Annotated in this window: 18 protein-coding genes, 1 tRNA gene and 1 riboswitch; of the genes, 14 read left to right on the forward strand and 5 right to left on the reverse strand. The window is 42.4% G+C overall.

All coding sequences use genetic code 11. The features are described from left to right. Window positions 1-99: 99 nt before the first annotated feature. Window positions 100-172: transfer RNA gene (locus tag LI162_RS06795), tRNA-Gly, on the reverse strand. Between the two features lie 248 nt (window positions 173-420). Between LI162_RS06795 and LI162_RS06800 the strand changes: the two genes are divergently transcribed. The 8 genes from LI162_RS06800 (at window position 421) to ilvN (ending at window position 8,323) form a co-directional block, all read left to right on the forward strand. Next, entirely contained in the window at window positions 421-1,698 is a 1,278-nt protein-coding gene (locus LI162_RS06800) for a homoserine dehydrogenase (RefSeq protein WP_020436823.1), read from the forward strand. 96 nt (window positions 1,699-1,794) lie between these two features. Continuing rightward, window positions 1,795-2,643, forward strand: a complete 849-nt coding sequence (gene thyA / locus LI162_RS06805) for a thymidylate synthase (protein WP_020436824.1) — start codon at window positions 1,795-1,797, stop codon at window positions 2,641-2,643. Window positions 2,644-2,655: 12 nt separating this feature from the next. After that, on the forward strand, window positions 2,656-3,144 hold the full coding sequence (locus LI162_RS06810) for a dihydrofolate reductase (RefSeq protein WP_020436825.1): 489 nt from the start codon (window positions 2,656-2,658) through the stop codon (window positions 3,142-3,144). 52 nt (window positions 3,145-3,196) lie between these two features. Further along, on the forward strand, window positions 3,197-4,273 hold the full coding sequence (locus tag LI162_RS06815; protein WP_020436826.1) for a metal ABC transporter substrate-binding protein: 1,077 nt from the start codon (window positions 3,197-3,199) through the stop codon (window positions 4,271-4,273). After that, window positions 4,273-4,983: a metal ABC transporter ATP-binding protein gene (locus tag LI162_RS06820; protein ID WP_015529468.1), complete on the forward strand. Its 711-nt coding sequence runs from the start codon at window positions 4,273-4,275 to the stop codon at window positions 4,981-4,983. Before LI162_RS06815 ends, LI162_RS06820 begins: the two co-directional genes overlap by 1 nt. Next, on the forward strand, window positions 4,976-5,800 hold the full coding sequence (locus tag LI162_RS06825) for a metal ABC transporter permease (RefSeq protein ID WP_015529469.1): 825 nt from the start codon (window positions 4,976-4,978) through the stop codon (window positions 5,798-5,800). Before LI162_RS06820 ends, LI162_RS06825 begins: the two co-directional genes overlap by 8 nt. A 255-nt stretch (window positions 5,801-6,055) precedes the next feature. After that, a complete protein-coding gene (gene ilvB, locus LI162_RS06830; RefSeq protein WP_020436827.1) occupies window positions 6,056-7,774 on the forward strand; it encodes a biosynthetic-type acetolactate synthase large subunit in 1,719 nt (572 codons plus the stop codon). 39 nt (window positions 7,775-7,813) lie between these two features. Next, window positions 7,814-8,323, forward strand: a complete 510-nt coding sequence (gene ilvN / locus LI162_RS06835; protein ID WP_015529471.1) for an acetolactate synthase small subunit — start codon at window positions 7,814-7,816, stop codon at window positions 8,321-8,323. 101 nt (window positions 8,324-8,424) lie between these two features. Here the strand turns inward: ilvN and mgtE are convergent, their stop codons facing one another. The 4 genes from mgtE to LI162_RS06855 form a co-directional block, all read right to left on the reverse strand. Then, entirely contained in the window at window positions 8,425-9,756 is a 1,332-nt protein-coding gene (mgtE, locus tag LI162_RS06840; protein WP_055147455.1) for a magnesium transporter, read from the reverse strand. A 157-nt stretch (window positions 9,757-9,913) separates the two neighbouring features. After that, a riboswitch (M-box (ykoK) riboswitch) is annotated at window positions 9,914-10,106 on the reverse strand. Between the two features lie 177 nt (window positions 10,107-10,283). Next, a complete protein-coding gene (locus LI162_RS06845) occupies window positions 10,284-10,646 on the reverse strand; it encodes a hypothetical protein (protein WP_015529473.1) in 363 nt (120 codons plus the stop codon). Further along, entirely contained in the window at window positions 10,643-10,996 is a 354-nt protein-coding gene (locus LI162_RS06850) for a PqqD family protein (RefSeq protein WP_020436829.1), read from the reverse strand. The genes LI162_RS06845 and LI162_RS06850 overlap by 4 nt, the downstream gene beginning before the upstream one ends. A gap of 4 nt (window positions 10,997-11,000) precedes the next feature. Next, window positions 11,001-12,896, reverse strand: a complete 1,896-nt coding sequence (locus LI162_RS06855) for an OPT family oligopeptide transporter (RefSeq protein WP_020436830.1) — start codon at window positions 12,894-12,896, stop codon at window positions 11,001-11,003. 388 nt (window positions 12,897-13,284) lie between these two features. Between LI162_RS06855 and LI162_RS06860 the strand changes: the two genes are divergently transcribed. The 6 genes from LI162_RS06860 to LI162_RS06885 all read left to right on the forward strand — a co-directional run bounded on the left by LI162_RS06860 (window position 13,285) and on the right by LI162_RS06885 (window position 20,421). Beyond that, window positions 13,285-14,043, forward strand: a complete 759-nt coding sequence (locus LI162_RS06860) for a class I SAM-dependent DNA methyltransferase (protein ID WP_020436831.1) — start codon at window positions 13,285-13,287, stop codon at window positions 14,041-14,043. A gap of 47 nt (window positions 14,044-14,090) precedes the next feature. Beyond that, on the forward strand, window positions 14,091-14,966 hold the full coding sequence (hslO, locus tag LI162_RS06865; protein WP_020436832.1) for an Hsp33 family molecular chaperone HslO: 876 nt from the start codon (window positions 14,091-14,093) through the stop codon (window positions 14,964-14,966). Between the two features lie 59 nt (window positions 14,967-15,025). Then, the gene (locus LI162_RS06870) at window positions 15,026-16,942 is read left to right on the forward strand and encodes an NAD(+) synthase (protein WP_020436833.1); all 1,917 of its coding nucleotides are present in this window, start codon (window positions 15,026-15,028) and stop codon (window positions 16,940-16,942) included. Between the two features lie 72 nt (window positions 16,943-17,014). Next, the gene (locus LI162_RS06875) at window positions 17,015-18,031 is read left to right on the forward strand and encodes a molybdopterin-binding protein (protein ID WP_020436834.1); all 1,017 of its coding nucleotides are present in this window, start codon (window positions 17,015-17,017) and stop codon (window positions 18,029-18,031) included. A gap of 346 nt (window positions 18,032-18,377) precedes the next feature. Next, window positions 18,378-19,424, forward strand: a complete 1,047-nt coding sequence (locus LI162_RS06880) for an Rpn family recombination-promoting nuclease/putative transposase (protein WP_015529478.1) — start codon at window positions 18,378-18,380, stop codon at window positions 19,422-19,424. Window positions 19,425-19,446: 22 nt separating this feature from the next. Next, window positions 19,447-20,421 carry an XdhC family protein gene (locus tag LI162_RS06885; protein WP_081019585.1) on the forward strand — a complete coding sequence of 325 codons (975 nt, stop codon included), beginning with the start codon at window positions 19,447-19,449 and terminating at the stop codon, window positions 20,419-20,421. The last annotated feature ends 16 nt before the right edge of the window (window positions 20,422-20,437 follow it).

Here is a 20,437-nt window from a genome sequence, read left to right on the forward strand (position 1 = left end):
CCGCGACCCCAACCTTGGCAAGGTTGTACTCTACCAACTGAGCCACTGTCGCATAGGATTGTTCCCAATGAACAATCAATATGAAATTAAGATGTTGAGAGCGACAGACGGGGTTCGAACCCGCGACCCCAACCTTGGCAAGGTTGTACTCTACCAACTGAGCCACTGTCGCATAACTTATTGTTCCGACGAACAATGAATATGTTACTACAAGATCGTTAAAATGTCAACAGAAAAAATAAAAAAAATTAGAGGAAATGAAAAAAATTAAGTCTAAGACTTCCTAGTGAAAGAAAATCATGCTATACTGTGGTTACTGTGGCTAAACACAACAGATGTGAAAAGAAGGATGTTGTAAATCTTTGTTCTATAATAAAAGAACAAATTACACAGAAATAAAAGATGAAAGAGGTGTCCATAATGAAAACAGTAAAGGTAGCAATTCTCGGACTTGGAACAGTAGGATCCGGTGTCTATAAACTGATTCAGAAGCGTGCAGATGTGATGGAGAAGACAATCGGCGCTCAGATGGAAGTGAAGAAGATCCTTGTTCGTAATATGAATAAGAAGCGAGAGGGCGTAGACGCTTCTCTTTTAACAGATAATTGGAACGATATTATTGAAGATGAGGAGATTCAGATCGTAATTGAAGTTATGGGCGGTATAGAGCCGGCGAAGACGATGATTCTTGAGGCGCTCAGAGCCGGTAAGAACGTAGTTTCTGCGAATAAGGACCTGATCGCAGAGGAGGGACATGTACTTCTTGCAACAGCTGAAGAGAATCATGTGGATTTCCTGTTTGAGGCAGCAGTTGCCGGAGCAATTCCGATCATTCGTCCGATGAAGCAGTGCCTGGCAGTAAATGACATCTCTGAAGTTGTCGGTATCGTGAATGGTACTACAAACTACATCTTGACAAAGATGACAGAAGAAGGAATGGATTTCTCAGACGCACTTGAGAAAGCACAGGAGCTTGGATTTGCTGAGGCTGACCCGACATCGGATGTAGAAGGTCTTGATGCAGGACGTAAGGTGGCGATCATGGCTTCTATCGCGTTCCATTCCAGAGTCGTATTTCCTAACGTATTTACAGAAGGAATCACAAAGATCACAGCGAAAGATATCGAGTATGCGAAAGAATTTGACAGTGTGATCAAGCTGCTTGGCGTAGCACATAACACAGAGAGTGGAATTGAAGTAGGTGTTTACCCAATGATGATCCATAAGGAACACCCGCTTGCATCTGTAAGAGATTCCTTTAATGCAGTTTTTGTTCATGGAGATGCAGCAGATGATGCAATGTTCTATGGACGCGGTGCAGGAGAGTTCCCAACAGCCAGTGCAGTTATGGGAGATGTGATCGATGTTGCGAGAAATATGGCATATGGCTGCAATGGAAGAATCAGCTGTACATGTTATAAGAACCTTCCGGTAAAAGACATTGGGGATGTGAAGAATAAGTTCTTTATCCGTATGCAGGTAACGAATGAACCAGGTGTTCTTGCTGCAGTTGCAGAAGTATTTGGTAATCATAAGGTTAGTATCACAAGAGTTGTTCAGGAACATACACAGCCACATCAGGCGGAGCTTGTTATTGTAACTGAGAGTGTGAAAGAGAAATACATGAAGCAGGCGTTAGAGGAGCTTCTGGCACTGCCTAGCATTCTGGAAGTGAGCAGCATTATCCGCGAGTATTAATCAGAAGAAGTAGAAATCAGACAGAAGCTTACAGGTTTATCAGATGTGATGTTTCTATATGAAAGAAGAATCATTGTTCAAGAAGGAGAAAAATAGTTGAGTTACGCAGATAAAGTATTTATTGATATGTGCAGAGACATTATAGAGAATGGAACAAGCACAGAGGGTGAGAAGGTACGCCCAAGATGGGAGGACGGAACACCGGCATATACCATTAAGAAATTTGGAGTGGTCAACCGCTATGACTTGTCTAAGGAATTTCCGGCACTGACTCTTAGAAGAACCGGGATCAAGAGCTGTGTGGATGAGATGCTCTGGATCTGGCAGAAGAAGTCGAATAATATTAATGATCTGAACAGTCATATCTGGGACAGTTGGGCTGATGAGGATGGTTCGATCGGAAAAGCTTATGGTTATCAGATGCAGGTGAAGCATCAGTATAAAGAAGGCATGATGGATCAGGTAGACCGCGTGATTTATGATTTGAAGAATAATCCGTATAGCCGTCGTATTATGACAAATATTTACGTGCATCAGGATCTTCATGAGATGAATCTGTATCCATGTGCATATAGTATGACATTTAATGTGACAAAGGAAAAAGACAGTGACAAGCTTACACTAAATGGAATTCTTAACCAGCGTTCTCAGGATGTCCTTGCGGCAAATAACTGGAATGTGTGTCAGTATGCAGTATTGCTTCATATGTTGGCGCAGGTATGTGACATGAAGGTCGGAGAGTTTGTTCATGTGATCGCAGATGCACATATTTATGACCGACATGTTCCGATGATTGAGGAACTGATCTCAAGAGAACCGCTTCCAGCACCGAAGTTCTGGCTGAACCCGGAAGTGAAAGATTTCTATGACTTCACACCGGATGATGTGAAACTGGAAGGATATGAGACACATCCGCAGATTAAGAATATACCAATCGCTGTGTAAAGGAGAAGAAGTATGCAGGCAATCGTAGCAGCAGATAATAATTGGGGAATCGGTTACCAGAACAGACTGCTGGTGAGCATTCCATCAGATATGAAGTTCTTTCGTCAGAAAACAACAGGAAATGTTGTAGTTATGGGACGAAAGACACTGGAAAGTTTCCCAAACGGACTTCCTTTGAAGAATAGAGTGAATATTGTTCTTACGAAGAATAAAAATTATCAGGTGAAAGATGCAGTGATCGTTCACTCAGAGGAAGAACTTTTAGAAGAATTGAAGAAGTATCCGAGTGAGAAGGTTTATGTGATCGGTGGCGAGAGCATTTACAAGATGATGCTTCCATATTGTGATACTGTATATGTAACAAAGATAGACCGTGAATTCCAGGCAGACACTTATTTCCCGAATCTGGATCAGATGGAAGATTGGAAGATGACGGAAGAAGGAGAAGAACAGACTTGTTTTGATCTGGAATTTGCTTTTACAAAATATGAGCGCTGCTAAAACAGATGCTGTGAAAGTGTAAAAGCGTAAAAGTGAGAAGATGAATTTGAAGATGAAGAAGAGAAGAGTAAGAGACTTTCTGGTTGCAGGAAGTCTTATTCTTGGAATGATGCTGACCGGGTGTGGAATGTCCGGGCAGCAGACAGAGCAAAACGGGGGAAAAGAACAGAATAAAGTAGAAAATGAAAAGATTAGTGTTGTAGCGACAATCTTTCCGCAGTATGATTTTGTGCGTCAGATCGCGGGAGAAAATGTGGAACTTAAGATGCTTTTAAAACCGGGTGAGGAGACACATTCTTATGAGCCGACGCCACAGGATATTATTGCGATCCAGAATAGTGATCTGTTTATCTATGTGGGCGGCGAGAATGATGCCTGGGTAGAAGACATTCTTGAATCAATGCCGGACAACGGAAGAAAGACTCTGAAGCTGGTGGATTGTGTTGACACAGTGGAAGAGGAACATGTGGAAGGAATGAAAGAAGAGCGTGGTCATGATCATGACGAGGATGATGCGGAGCATGAAGAGCACGAAGTGGAGCATGAAGAGGATGAAGCAGATCATGAAGAGCATGGACAGGAAGAAACACATTCTGTACATGAAATTGATGAACATGTGTGGACATCTCCGTTAAATGCGGTGAAGATCGTCGAGCAGATCAAAGAAGAACTCTGCGAGATTGATTCGGAAAATGCATCTGATTATGAAGAAAATGCAGAAGCTTATGTAGCACAATTGAAAGAATTGGATCAGGAATTTCAGGATGTGGTGGATCATTCAAAACGAAAGCTGATGATTTTCGGAGACAGATTTCCGTTCCGTTATTTTGCAGAAGCGTATGGTCTGGATTATTATGCAGCATTTTCAGGATGTGCTTCGGACACAGAGCCAAGCGCAGCTACAATGGCGTTTTTAATCAATAAAGTACAGGATGAGAATATTAAAACAGTATTAAAAATGGAACTTAGCAACGAAAATATTGCAAAAGCTATTGCAGAAGCAACAAATGCTGATGTAAAAGAATTTTATAGCTGTCATAATCTGACAGCAGAGCAGTTTGCAGATGGAGAGACATATCTGAGTCTTATGGAGAAAAATGTTGAAACATTAAGGGAGGTGTTGAACTGATGGCGTTGATTAAATGTGAAAATGTATCCATTGGATATGAAGGACAGATGGTCGTACATGACTTGAATTTTGAGATTAATCAGGGAGACTACCTCTGTATTGTCGGAGAAAATGGTTCCGGAAAAAGTACACTTGTAAAGAGTCTTTTGGGACTGAAGAATGTGGACAAAGGCAAGATTGTTTTTGATGATGGATTAAAACAGACAGAGATCGGATATCTTCCACAGCAGACAGATGTGAAGAAAGATTTTCCGGCCAGTGTTTATGAAGTGGTTCTTTCTGGCCGGTTGAACAGCAGAGGGATGAAACCGTTTTATACAGCAGAAGATAAGAAGCAGGCGTGGGAGAAGATGGACATGCTTGGAATCCGTGATCTCGCAAAACAATGTTTCCGAGATCTGTCCGGTGGACAAAGACAGCGTGTTCTGCTTGCAAGAGCATTGTGTGCGACAAAGAAACTCTTGCTTCTTGATGAACCGGTCACAGGATTGGATCCAATTGTGACAGCAGAATTTTATCAATTGATCAGCCGAATCAATAAGGAATCCGGGATCGCAGTTGTTATGGTTTCACATGATATCGAGAGTGCTGTAGAATATGCAAGTCATATCCTTCATTTACAGGAAACAGTGCTGTACTTTGGAAAAGCAGATGGATACGAGAAGAGTCGTGCCGGCAAGACATTCTTAGGAGGTGAGACACATGTTTGATACAGTGATTGAGATGTTGTCTTATCCTTTTATGACAAGAGCGTTCCTGGTTGGATCACTGGTTGCATTATGTTCTGCATTACTGGGCGTCAGCCTTGTATTGAAACGGTATTCCATGATTGGGGATGGACTTTCTCATGTGGGATTTGGCGCCATGGCGATTGCGGCTGCGATGAATGCCGCTCCGCTTACAGTAGCAATCCCGGTTGTTATTGTAGCAGCGATTCTGCTTCTTCGAATCAGCGGGAATGCAAAGATCAAAGGAGATGCGGCAATTGCACTGATTTCTACAACGTCACTAGCAGTTGGCGTGATGGTGATCTCATTGACAACAGGAATGAATACGGATGTATATAATTATATGTTTGGAAGCATTCTTGCGATGAGTGCGGAGGATGTGAAATTAAGTCTTGTACTTTCCGTTTTTGTACTCATCCTGTTTATTGTTTTTTATCACAAGATATTTGCGATTACATTTGATGAGACATTTGCCCGTGCAACAGGTGTAAAAGCAGGAGTTTACAATACGTTGATCGCTGTACTTACAGCAGTGACGATCGTGCTTGGAATGCGTATGATGGGAGCATTATTGATCTCGAGCCTGATCATTTTCCCGGCATTGACATCAATGAGAGTGTGCAGGACATTTAAAAGTGTCATAATAAACGCAGCAGTGATCTCTGTGGTGTGTCTGATTGCAGGAGTAACTCTTTCATATGTTGCGGCAACCCCGGCGGGAGCCAGTGTTGTTCTTGCCAATCTTGTAATGATGGTTCTGTATACAGTAGTCGGAGCTGTGAAAAATCATATGCGATAGATTAAATAAGATCAAGAACTCGACGTTGACAAGATATTTTTTAACACTTATAATTAATTTACGCTTTACGCAAATACGAAGACAGGGAGTAGTACACAGCTTGTGGATGTACAGAGGCTTATCTCTGAATTCAGGTGATGACATGGATAGATCTGGCTGTTGACACAGGCACTGTGAACGGTAAATACTGGATATTCGCCCTGGGCATGAAGGTCATGCTTGGGGCTTTCTTTTTTGAAAAGGGAGGTATATAGATTGAAACAGATTTCAGGAAACAAATTACTTGTAAGAGCGCTGAAGGAAGAAGGCGTGGATACCATTTTCGGCTATCCGGGAGCATGTACGATTGATATCAGTGATGAATTGTACAAGCAGGATGATATTCGGATCATTCTGCCAAGACATGAGCAGGCACTGGTTCATGAGGCGGATGCTTATGCCAGAACAACGGGTAAGGTAGGTGTCTGTCTTGTTACAAGCGGACCGGGAGCTACAAACCTTGTTACAGGGCTTGCAACAGCGAATTATGACAGTGTACCTCTCGTATGTTTTACAGGTCAGGTAGCAAGACCATTGATCGGAAATGATGCATTCCAGGAGGTTGATATTGTAGGAATTACACGCAGTATTACTAAATACGGTGTTATTGTACGAAACAGAGAGGATCTTGGAAGAATCATTAAAGAAGCCTTTTATATCGCGAGAACAGGAAGACCGGGACCAGTACTGATTGATCTTCCAAAAGATGTGATGGCAGAACTTGGAAGTGCGGATTATCCGGATACAGTCAATATCCGTGGTTATAAGCCAAATACGAATGTGCATATGGGACAGTTAAAACGTGCGCTTAAGATGCTGAAAAAGGCAAAGAAGCCGTTATTCCTTGCCGGAGGCGGTGTGAATATTGCACGTGCGAATGAGGTGTTTACAGAAGTTGTAGAGAAGACAGAAGTCCCGGTTGTTACAACGATCATGGGACGCGGTGCGGTTCCGACAGATCACCCGCTTTATATAGGAAACCTTGGAATGCACGGAGCATATGCTTCGAACATGGCAGTCAGCGAATGCGATCTTTTATTCTCGATCGGAACACGTTTTAATGACCGTATTACAGGTAAGCTGCATGAATTTGCACCGAATGCACAGATCGTTCATATTGATATCGATACAGCATCTATTTCAAGAAATATTCATGTTGATGTGCCGATCGTTGCAGATGCGCTTGAGGCAGTTACGAAGATGAATGAATATGTAGAGCACTGTGAGACAAAGAAGTGGAGAAAACAGATCGCAGAGTGGAAGGAAGAACATCCTTTGACAATGAAGAACCGCGTGGATATGGGACCTCAGGATATTATTGAAGAGATCAACCGTCAGTTTGACAATGCAATCATTGCAACAGATGTAGGCCAGCATCAGATGTTCACAACACAGTATATTGAGATTACAAAGAACAAGCAGCTGATCACTTCCGGCGGACTTGGAACGATGGGATATGGTTTCCCGGCTGCGATCGGAGCGAAGCTTGGTAATCCGGATAAGGACGTTATTGCAATCTCCGGAGATGGTGGTATGCAGATGAACATTCAGGAATTTGCTACAGCAGTATTGGAAGAACTTCCATTGATTCTCTGTGTATTTAACAATGAATATCTTGGTATGGTACGTCAGTGGCAGAAGCTGTTCTATGGAAAACGTTACAGTATGACGAACCTGAAATCAGGAGCACTTTTCCGCAGAACAAACGGGCAGGAGATGCCGGAGTACACACCGGATTTTGTGAAGCTTGCAGAGAGCTACGGAGCTAAAGGAATCCGTGTCATGAAGAAAGAAGATATCGCAGCTGCATTTGAAGAGGCGAAGAAGAATACAAAGACACCGACACTGATCGAGTTCGTTATCAATCCGGAAGAACTTGTATATCCGATGGTTCAGCCGGGCGGAACACTTGAAGATTTGATCATGGATTGTTAATCGATTAGAACAGAAAATATAGGTTAGCGAGGAAGAGATATGGATAATAATATGAAAAAGAGATGGATTTCTCTCTATGTAGAAAACCAGGTTGGTGTACTTTCGAAGATTTCCGGTTTATTTTCCGGGAAATGTTATAACCTGGACAGTCTGACAGTTGGAACAACAGAAGACCCGACCGTTTCCAGAATGACAATTGCAACAGTCAGCGATGATGAGACATTTGAGCAGATCAAGAAGCAGCTTAACCGTATGATTGAAGTAATTAAAGTAATTGATTTTACAGACGTATTTGTAAGAATGAAAGAGATTCTTTATGTAAAAGTCTTAAAATGTACACCGGAGGATAAGGTTGAGATCTTTCAGATCGCAGAGACATTTAAGGCGAAAGTAATCGATTACGGAAAAGACAGTCTTCTGGTTGAGTTTGTACAGACTGCGACAAAGAATGATGCAGTTGTGAAGTTGATGAAGGAAGAATTTAAGAGCATTGAAGTTGTCCGAGGCGGAAGTGTTGGAATTGAGTCGATCAGTATGATGGAAAGATAATTAATAAAAAGAAATAAAAAAGTATCAGAAGCAAATTTAAAAGTTTCTGATACTTTTTTATTTATATGTTTTTGGATTTTGTATCCATTTGTGATTTGCTATTACAAACGGAATAATACTGTCGCAATATTAAAGTAAATCAGGATTGAGAAGGTATCCACCAGTGTTGTGATCAGTGGAGATGCCATGATCGCAGGGTCGAGATTTACTTTCTTGGCAAGAAGTGGGAGGATACATCCAACCAGCTTTGCCATGATCACGGTTCCCATCAGAGAGCAGGCAATCACAACTGCAAGTCCTGGATTGTGATACTGTATAAAGATACGTACACCGTTGGCAACAGCAAGAAAAGCACCGACGATCAAAGAGATACGGAATTCTTTGAACATGACTTTGAAAAGATCTGTAAAACGGATCTCATCCAGTGCGATTCCACGGATGATCAGTGTTGCACTCTGGGAACCACAGTTTCCACCAGTATCCATCAGCATTGGGATGAAGGATACGAGAAGAGGGATGGCTGCGAATGCATTTTCATATCTTGTAATGATCGTTCCTGTGATGATGGAAGTGAACATCAAGATCAAAAGCCATGGGATACGGTTCTTTGCATGCTGAAGAACGGATGTTTCAAAATATGTCTTCTCACTAGGGTTGATGGCAGCCATCTTTGTGATATCCTCTGTGGCCTCATCTACCATAACATCCATAGCATCGTCGAATGTAACAATACCAACCATGCGGCCGTCCTGGTCAATAACAGGGAGCGCAAGCAGGTCATACTTTGTGAACAGCTGTGCAACCTGTTCCTGATCAGAGTGTGTATACACGGAGATGATCTCTGTCTCCATCAGGTCTTTGATCGGAACATCGTCATCTGTTGTCATCAAATCTTTTGCACTTACGATACCGACCAGTTTTCTGCGTTCTGTGATATAGCAGGTGTAAATGGTCTCTTTATGGATTCCGGTCTTCTTGATATGTGCCATCGCCTGTCCGACAGTCATTTCCTCACGCAGGTCTACATATTCCGTTGTCATGATACTTCCGGCACTGTCTTCCGGATAGTTCAGCAGCTGGTTGATCATGCTACGGTCTGACGCGCTGACGGTAGCCAGAATTCGCTTTACAAGGTTTGCCGGGAGTTCTTCCAGCATATCGACCGTATCGTCCATATAGAGGTCGTCTAAGAGCTCTTTCAGCTCTTTCTCAGTAAACATTGTTACCAGATAAGTCTGCATGGAAGTGTCCATATTGGAAAATACTTCAGCAGCTTTATCTTTTGGAATAAGACGAAAAGCAAGAGCCAGTTCTTTATCACTTAAAGTTGAGAGAAGAGAGGCTATGTCCACTTCGTTCATTACATCGAGAATACTTCTGACAGCTTTGAATTCGCGCTGCGCCAGAAGCTTTATAAAAATATCTTTGTCCATGATAATTACCTCGCATTATTTTATTTTTGTCTATTGAGCCACATATGTGGTAACTACTGGCACCAGAGTCCATAACCTCACCTCCCTTGTTCGTATTTTTATGAGAAACAAAAAACTCCATCATTGCCTGAACAATGACGGAGTCGTATTGACTTCTTATAAAATGCATCGTTCAAGCTTTAGTATCACAGGGCATATCAATTGCATTAGGTTGTGCCTTCTCGACACAGCCTGCTGACCAACTAATCGTGTCTCCACAATCTCGCGGCAGCAATCTCCGGGTCCTATCGAATGCTTAAGCATGTCAAATATCCCAATCCCTGTGGTAACCTCACCTACCGAAATGATGTAGTTGTGTTGTTTTTACCATAGATTATTGTATCCCACGCAGCGGGGCGTGTCAAGGAAAAATGCGATAAATCTGTGTAAATTGGTGTAAAAAGAAAGAAAAAAGTGGAAAAAGATGAAAAGACAAAAAGGATATCTGTCAGAGTAATCATTACTTCTGGCAGATATCCTTTTTGTTTTCAATCCTTGCGGATCTGATATACAATTTTCCCATTCACTTTTTCCTCAGTGATCATTTTTTGCTTTACCATATAGGGAAGAATTGAATCAAGAAATTGTCTTGGATTAGTCACATTGATTTGTTCCTGCATAAATGGCTGTTTCGCCGTCAGATCTTTCACATATGGCTCAAGAGCTGTGCGGGTCATAGGACCATTTTTCTTCAATGTCTTTTTGACTTTGGAGATTCCTTTGGAACTGAGCATATTAGCAAGATCGCTTCCCTGTCTCATCGTACGCCACAATCCCCATCCGTAGACAATCATTGTAGCAACCGCAAAGAGCAGTACATAAGGAAGATATTTCAGAATCGTATGCATCATTTCCGTTTCTCTCCTTTCCAGTAGATCAGGTGATTATCATGAAGGATCTCAAGGTATTTGATCAGTCTTGTCAGCGGCTGTTCCATAGAAGGAAACTCTGCTTCAAGCTCTTTGGAGATTGCATGTACATCCTTTTTATCATCGATGGAGTTCCACACAAAAGTTCCAAGCTTGTCTAACTTGATTTCACTTACACGGGGACGATGGAAGAAGCGCTGAGCCAACTTGTGATAAAATCCCTTCCATTCGATAAGGACGGTAATAATACCGTCCTCACCTGTTTCATATTCAATTTCCGGATTCTTCTCCGGGATAAAGTCAAGATAGTTTTTACTCTCTTTCTTTTTCATTGAATTATTTTTCCTTATCAGCTTTCATACATACAACGTACAGAAGTACGAGTAATGCAATGTAAAGCACCAGACTGCCAACCTGTGGTAAGTGGAATGGCAGAATGATCTTAGAATCAATCTTAACTACTGCAAATACAGCAAGAAGGATACCGATGATACCTTCTCCGGCGATCATACCGGATGTAAAGAGAAGACCTCTGTCTGTACGTGCTTTTTTCTCTGCCTCTGTACCTTTTTTCTTCTCAACGAAGATACGTACAACACCACCAGCCATGATACCAGCACTCAGAGAGAATGGAAGGTACATACCAACTGCGAATGGCATAACCGGCATCTTGAGGATCTCAACAACGATTGCAATAAATACACCGATCAGGATCATAGCCCATGGAAGTTCCTCATTCATGATACCTTCAACGAGCATCTTCATCATTGTAGCCTGAGCTGCCGGAATCTTTTCTGTTCCGTATCCCCAAGCCTCATTCAGAAGGTAAAGAACGAATCCGATTGCTGCTGAAGAAGCAACAACACCGATGATCTCACCAACCTGCTGTTTGGAAGGTGTAGCACCTACGATGAATCCTGTCTTTAAGTCCTGAGAAGCATCTCCTGCGATTGCTGCAACGATACAGATGATACCACCGATAGAGATGGCTCCAACCATACCTGTAAGTCCTGTAGTACCTGTTACTTTCAGGATTACTGTAGCAAAGAGAAGAGTAGCGATTGTCATACCTGATACCGGGTTGTTAGAAGATCCGATCAGTCCAACCATACGAGAAGATACAGTTGCAAAGAAGAATCCGAATACAACGATGATCAGGGCACCAACCAGGTTAACCGGGAAGATCGGAAGGATCCAGATCAGAACAGCGATCACAATGATAACTCCGATCAGTAATGGGAATGGAAGATCCTGCTCTGTACGAAGCTGATTGCTGGATCCGGCATTCTTTTTCATACTTCCAATGGCCTGCTTAAATGTTCTTACGATCAGAGGAAGGCTCTTAATCAGACTGATGATACCACCAGTTGCAACAGCTCCGGCTCCGATGTATTTGATGTAGTTAGACCAAAGAGCAGAAGGACCATCCACAAGTAATTCATTTACAGTAACTGAAGCAGGGAAGATTGTAGCATCTCCACCGAACAGTGCGATCATTGGCATCAGTACGAACCAGCTGAGTGTACCACCGGCGAACATGTAGCTGGAGATCTTCGGTCCACAGATATATCCTACACCACCAAGTGCCGGAAGAACCTGCATACCAATCTGTGCTCCGCTGTAGTTCTTGAATGCATGTCCAATCTCACTTGGGAAGAGCTGCATTCCGTCTGCAAGGAATTTGTAAACGGCTGCGATACCAAGTCCTGCGAATACTGTACCAGCCTTAGATCCACCTTCTTCTCCAGCCAGAAGAACTTCTGCACAAGCAGTTCCTTCCGGGAAAGGAAGTGTTCCGTGCTCTTCAACGATAAGAGCCTGACGAAGCGGTACCATGAAGCATACTCCGAGTATTCCACCAAACAGGGCAATCAGAGCGATGGAAAGGATGCTTGGGAAAGCAATCTTTCCTTCTTCAGCCCAAAGGAATAATGCAGGAAGTGTGAAGATAGCTCCTGCTGCAACAGACTCTCCGGCAGAACCGATTGTCTGTACCATGTTGTTCTCGAGAATAGAATCCTTACGGAGAATCACACGAATGATTCCCATAGAAATTACGGCTGCCGGGATGGAAGCGGAAACTGTCATACCAACGAGAAGTCCGAGGTATGCGTTAGCAGCTCCAAATACGATTGCCAGAAGGATACCGATCAAGAGTGCTGTCACCGTAAACTCAGGAACGACTTTGTCCGCTGGAATATACGGCTTGAATTCTTTCTTGTTGTTGTCCATTTTTTCAATGTCCTTTCTTTTGTTTTTTATGCTATCCTGCTGTCCCCACAACAGATAGCGGCGCCTTTTGTTAATATAAAAAATTTTTTATTAACACAGCTTTATGATTATAGCATATTAAAGTGCTAAAAGGAAGAATAAAACGCAAAAATGTTATGGAAATATGTTGTAAATGTAAAATTTTTATAAAAAATGGTAGATTTTGGAATAAAAAAGAGGAAAAAATGAGAAAAAATTTCAAAATTCTTGACAAAAATAGGAGTTTCTAGAAAAAGAGACAGGAAATTGAGAAATACAATAGAATGTAGAAATGTTTGATGTCAAAAAAGAGAATTTGTGGTAAAATATAATGGATTATGTAGAAACAGAAAAGAACGGAGGTCAACAGTTGGAAGCTTATACAGGGTTTGCGGCGGTCTACGACATTTTCATGGATAATGTACCTTACGAAGAGTGGGGCGAATACATTCACAGTCTTTTAAAAGACCGTGGAATAGAAGACGGGATTCTTTTGGATCTGGGCTGTGGCACAGGAACAATGACGGAGAAGCTGGCGGATTATGGATATGACATGATCGGTGTGGATAATTCAGAAGATATGCTGGAACTTGCGATGGAGAAGCGTATGGAGTCAGGAAAGGATATTCTTTATCTGCTCCAGGACATGCGTGAGTTCGAATTATATGGAACAGTAAGGGCGATTGTCAGTGTCTGTGATTCGGTCAACTATATTACAGAACCGGAGGAACTGGAAGAAGTATTCCGTCTGGTGAATAACTACCTGGATCCTAAGGGCGTCTTTTTGTTTGATTTTAATACCGTATATAAGTATAAAGAAGTCATGGGAGATACGGTGATCGCAGAAGACAGAGGTGAATGTAGTTTTATCTGGGATAATTTCTATTATGAAGAAGAACGGATCAATGAGTATGATCTGACTCTATTCATTCAGGAAGATGCAAGTGAAGATTTGTATCGAAGATATCAGGAGACACATTACCAGAGAGGCTATACCTTAGAAGAGATGAAAGAACTGGTAGAACGTTCGGGGCTTGTTTTTGAGGCGGCATATGACGCAGTTACACACGAGGAACCGACAGAGAAGAGCGAGAGAATCTATATCGTTGCCAGAGAATCCGGGAAATGAATTGGATACAATTCTTGAATAGATAAGAAAGACGAGGAGAATAAGATATGAATGATTATATTGTAAGAGCAACAGCAGGAAATGCACAGATCCGTGCATTTGCGGCAGTGACAACAAACCTGGTTGAGGAGGCAAGAGAGCATCACGGAACAAGTCCGGTTGCGACAGCAGCGCTGGGAAGACTCCTTACAGGTGGAGTGATGATGGGAAGCATGATGAAGAATGATACAGACATGCTGACAATCCAGATTCAGTGTTCCGGTCAGATCGAAGGTCTGACTGTGACAGCGGACAGCAAGGGAAATGTAAAAGGATATGCATTTAATCCGGATGTGATGCTTCCGGCGAAGAACGGAAAGCTTGATGTCGGTGGAGCACTTGGACAGGGTGTCATGACGATCATCAAAGATATGGGACTCAAGGAGCCATATTCAGGCCAGACAATTCTGCAGACAGGAGAGATCGCAGAGGATCTTACTTATTATTTTGCAACATCTGAACAGGTACCATCTTCTGTCGGACTTGGAGTTCTGATGAACAAAGATAATACAGTGAAATGCGCCGGTGGATTTATCGTTCAGGTAATGCCTTTTATCGAGGATGAAGTGCTTAATAAGCTGGAGGCAAACATTCAGAAGATCCAGTCTGTAACATCCATGCTGGATAACGGACATACACCGGAGCAGATGCTTGAGCAGGTTCTTGAAGGACTTGATCTGGAAATTACAGATACAATGCCGGCACAGTTCTATTGCAACTGCTCTAAGAAGAGAATCGAGAAAGCAATCATCAGTATCGGAAAGAAAGAGATTCAGGAAATGATCGATGAAGGCAAAGAGATTGAAGTGAAGTGTCATTTCTGTAATACAGCATATAAGTATACAGTAGATGAATTGAAAGAATTGTTAAAACAGGCTCGATAAGTATTGCCGGGGCTTTTGCCCTGACACCATATAAATATAGAAGATGGGGTGAAGATGAGATGAAAAATGGATTTGTGAAGGTTGCGGCAGCGACACCGGATATCCGCGTTGCGGATGTGGAATTCAATACACAGAATATCATCAATGCTATGGAAGAAGCACAGAAAAATGGCGCGAAGATTCTTGTGTTTCCGGAGCTTTGTGTGACAGGATACACCTGTAGTGATCTGTTCGACCACAGCGTACTTCTGAAAGCTTCCAGAAAAGCATTGCTTGAGATTGCAGAAAATACAAACGACAAAGATATGCTTGTATTTGTCGGAGCACCGCTTGAAGTGAATGGAAAGCTTTACAATGTAGCTGCGGCAATGAACCAGGGCGAGATCATCGGATTTACGACAAAGACGTTCCTGCCAAACTATGGTGAATTTTATGAGATGCGCCAGTTTACTCCGGGACCACAGACAGTGAGAGAGATTACATTTGAAGGAAAGAAGATTCCATTCGGTCCGCAGATTCTCTTCCAGGCAGAAGGAATGGAAGAACTGGTAGTGGCAGCCGAGATCTGCGAGGATGTCTGGTCACCGGTTCCGCCGAGTATTCAGGCGGCACTTGAAGGTGCAACAGTGATCGTCAACTGTTCCGCAAGTGATGAGACGATCGGAAAAGACACTTACCGTCGTGCACTGATCTCCGGACAGTCTGCAAGATTGATCTCTGGATACATTTATGCAAATGCCGGAGAAGGGGAGTCAACTACGGATCTTGTTTTTGGCGGACACAATATCATTGCTGAAAATGGGACAATCCTGAAAGAAAGCAGTAGATATGTAAATGAAATCATTTACTCAGAGATCGATCTTCAGAGAATTACAGGTGAGAGAAGAAAGAATACGACATTCCAGCCATTGGATGAAGAGACTCTGGTACGTGTTCCATTTACCGTGGAAGAGACAAAGACATTTTTGACAAGAACATTTCCGAAAAAGCCGTTCGTTCCTTCTGATGAACAGACCCGCGCACAGCGCTGTGAGGAGATCCTGACGATCCAGGCAATGGGACTGAAGAAACGTCTGGCTCATACGAATGCAAGAACTGCTGTTGTCGGCATTTCCGGAGGTCTGGATTCTACACTTGCACTGCTTGTAACGGCACGCGCATTTGACATGCTTGGAAGAGATAAGAAGGATATCATTGCCGTGACAATGCCTTGCTTTGGTACAACAGACAGAACTTATCAGAATGCCTGTGAGATGTCGAAGAAAGTCGGAGCAACTTTGATCGAGGTTCCGATCGCAGATGCCGTGAATGTTCATTTCCGTGACATCGGACATGATCCGGAAGATCACAGTGTAACTTATGAAAACTGCCAGGCAAGAGAGCGTACACAGGTGCTGATGGATATCGCAAACAAGACTTGGGGAATGGTTATTGGAACAGGCGATCTGTCAGAGCTTGCGCTTGGATGGGCAACTTACAATGGAGATCATATGTCCATGTACGGAGTGAATGCTTCTGTACCGAAGACACTGGTTCGCCATCTTGTAAAATATGCTGCGGATGATACAAAAGACGAAGCTCTTAAGAATGTACTTTACGATGTACTTGATACACCGGTAAGTCCTGAGCTTCTACCGCCGAAGGACGGAGATATCGCGCAGAAGACAGAAGATCTTGTAGGACCTTACGAACTGCATGATTTCTTCCTGTATTTCATGCTTCGTTTTGGATATGAGCCGAGTAAAATTTTCCGTATTGCATGTATGACATTTGATGGTGAATATGACAAAGAGACCATTTTTAAATGGCTGGAAACATTCTGTAGAAGATTTTTCTCTCAGCAGTTCAAGCGTTCCTGTCTGCCGGATGGACCGAAGGTTGGTACTGTGGCACTTTCTCCTAGAGGGGACTGGAGAATGCCAAGTGATGCCTGCGTGGCAGTATGGATGAAAGATCTTGAGGCTTGCAGAGTATAAGAAAATAAAAATTGCGGGATGCAGGAAACATGCATTCCGCACAAACTTGGGGAAAGAAAAGGAGAGGATAAGATGAAACTCATCAGAACAGAGGATGCGGTCGGCAGTGTGCTTTGCCACGACATTACCCAGATTATTCCGGGAGTTGTGAAGGATGCGGTCTTCCGTAAAGGACATGTAGTGACAGAAGAGGACGTTCCGGTACTGCTTTCTGTAGGAAAAGAACACCTCTATGTATGGGAGAAGCAGGAAGGCATGCTTCATGAGAATGATGCGGCAGAGGTGCTGCGCCAGGTCTGCCAGGGAGAGCATATGAATGCATCTGAGGCGAAAGAAGGAAAGATCGAACTGACTGCACAGTGCGACGGCCTTCTGAAGATCAATCGCGAGAAATTAAATGAAGTAAATGCGCTCGGTCAGATCGTGCTTGCATCCAGACATGGCAATTTCCCGGTGAAAAAGGGAGATAAGATCGTAGGAATGCGTGTCGTTCCGCTGGTGATCGAGGAAGAGAAGATGAATCATGTGAAAGAACTCTGTGGGGAAGAGCCGATTTTCACAATTCTCCCGTTCCATCAGATGAAAGTCGGAATCGTGACAACAGGAAGCGAAGTTTATCATGGAAGGATCACAGATAAATTTACTCCGGTCGTAAAAGCAAAATTAGAAGAGGCAGGCATGGAAGTACTTGGAAATGTACTCTGTGACGATGACTCTCAGATGGTAACAGATGCGATCAATGAATGGATCGCTAAGGGCGCGGAATTTGTAGTCTGTACAGGCGGGATGAGCGTTGATCCAGATGACAGAACACCGTTATCTATCAGAAATGCAACGGATGAGGTGATCACTTACGGTGCGCCGGTACTTCCGGGTGCAATGTTCATGCTGGCTTATAAAGGAGAGATTCCGGTTGCAGGTCTTCCGGGATGCGTAATGTATGCAAGAAGAACAATCTTTGATTTGGTGCTTCCGAGAATCGCAGCAGGCGAGAGATTAAGTGTAGAAGATTTCACAGTGCTTGGAGAAGGCGGACTTTGCTTGAACTGCGAAGTATGTACTTATCCGAATTGTGGATTTGGAAAATAATAATAAAAAAGTGCTTTTAATTTTTTGAGTTCAATAGTATTTTGTCAACTGTATTTATAACGTCACATAAACACCTGTAACGGGGCAGGTGTTTATGTGCTATTTTATTGAATTCGCAAATTTCTCTTTTCAGCAAAATGTTGTATGTTCTTGACAGAACGGAATCGTTTTGTTATAGTTAGTCCACATCAAAATCTCAGACAATATTTTTCTTTTAAATTCGTTTGTCTGAAAGCGCTATCTGAACGGATAACTTATCTCATATTCAAGGCTATATCAGCAAGAGATTCCATTTTGATGAATTACGAAACTATAAAAAATAAAGAAATACAAGGAGGTACTGTCTATGGGAAAAGCAGATGTAAATGTTAACATCTGGCTCAATGAAAAGAAGCGGTTTGCTGATTTATTTAACGGGGTTCTTTATAAAGGAAAGCAAGTGATACGGCCGGAAGAGTTGGAAGAGATAAGTCCAGTGGCATCGGTTAGTATAAAAAATCGGGTAGGGAAAACACGAAATATGAAAAAGTATCGAGATATTGTGATGCGATGGAAAAATAATGCTACATTCGTTCTTCTTGCAAATGAATCACAGGATAAAATTCATTATGCCATGCCACAGAAAGTAATGCTCTATGACGGAATGGATTATGAAGAACAGATTCGAAATCTGTGGAAACAACGAATGGAGTGTCAGAAACAGGCAAGAAGAATTGGAAAACCTCTGGAACATCTTACGGCAGCAGAATATCTATCCAGATTTAGAAAGAACGACAGGCTGATACCAATTATTTCACTTGTTTTTTATTATGGATCAGATCCATGGGATGGTCCACAGGATCTTTATGATATGTTTCGACTGGAAGGAAGCGAAGAGGAAAAGGTCGTTTTAGAGAAATATTTACCAAATTATAAAATCAATTTGGTTGATGCAGAACGCATGAATGAGCAGGAAATCAAATATTTTTCGGAAGATTTACAAGTGATATTAACCATGCTAAAATATAGACATGAAAAGAATGAACTAAAAGAATACATCAATAAACAGAAAAGATACTTTCAGAATGTAGATTATGAGACCAGTCAGGTAATCAAAGTATTTTTAAATATGAAGTCAATACCGGGTGAGACGGATGAAAGGAAGGTGAATGTCAACATGTGTGAAGCACTTGAAGAAATGTATAATGATGCTATAAAAGAGGGAATGGAAGCTGGGACAAAAAGGAAATTAATTGAGCAGGTTATGAAAAAAGTAAAAAAAGGACTTTCAGCAGAAGAAATCTCTGATATATTTGAGGAAGATACCGAAATAATCAAGAAAATTTGTATTGCGATTCAGACATGTGAAGGTCAGTGTACAATTGACGATGTTTATGAACAATTATATAAGTAATATGAGAACAGGAGAACAGAACATGAATTCATTTTACATTCAGTTGCAGGCAGAACTTGCAGAAGCAAAAGAAGAGCTTTGGGCACAGACGCAGATTGACGGTGCAGAAGCTGGAAAGAAAACTCTGTTAAAAGGTGAACCGAAGGATACAGACAGTGTTTTTGTAGATGAAAAAGGTGAACGTATTTTTCAGGAGCGTATCAGCCGTCCGGCGAAGCTGGTGATCTGTGGGGCAGGGCATGTATCTATGCCAATCATTCGCATGGGAAAGATGCTTGGATTCCATGTTACGGTGGTAGAAGACCGTCCGAAGTTTGCTGATGATGCGAGAAGAGCAGAGGCTGACCAGGTCTATTGCGAACCATTTGAAGATGGTCTTGCAAAGATTAAAGGAGATACAGATACATGGTTTGTTATTGTTACAAGAGGTCACAGATATGACACAGATTGTCTCAGAACAATCCTTGGAAAGCCAAGAGCTTATGTTGGAATGATGGGAAGTAAGAGAAGAACTGCGATCGTAAAAGACCAGCTGGAGGCAGAAGGGTTTGAGAGAGATGTGCTTGAAGCAGTTCATACGCCGATTGGGTTGAAAATCGCTGCTGAGACGCCGGAAGAGATCGCGGTGTCTATTATGGCAGAAATCATTCGGATTAAAAACAGCCGTGCAAAGAGCGGCGGATATTCCAGTGAACTTCTTGAAGAAATTCTGAAAGAAGATGAGTGTGGAAAAGTGCTTGCGACAATTATTTCCAGAAAAGGTTCTGCACCACGTGGCGTAGGAACAAAGATGCTTGTATGCGGAGATGGAAGGATCATCGATACAATCGGTGGAGGATGTGTGGAAAGTGAGATTATTCAGAAAGCACTCCTCATGATCCGTACGGAGCAGGAAGGATTCCAGGTATGCAAGGTAGACATGACAGCAGAGGCAGCCGAGGATGAAGGTATGGTCTGTGGCGGCGTTGTTGAAGTCATGCTCGAAAGGGTAAAATAAGCGCTTTGAAAAAAGT

It is taken from the genome of Mediterraneibacter sp. 210702-DFI.3.120 (assembly GCF_020561005.1).
Lineage (GTDB): Bacteria > Bacillota > Clostridia > Lachnospirales > Lachnospiraceae > Mediterraneibacter > Mediterraneibacter faecis.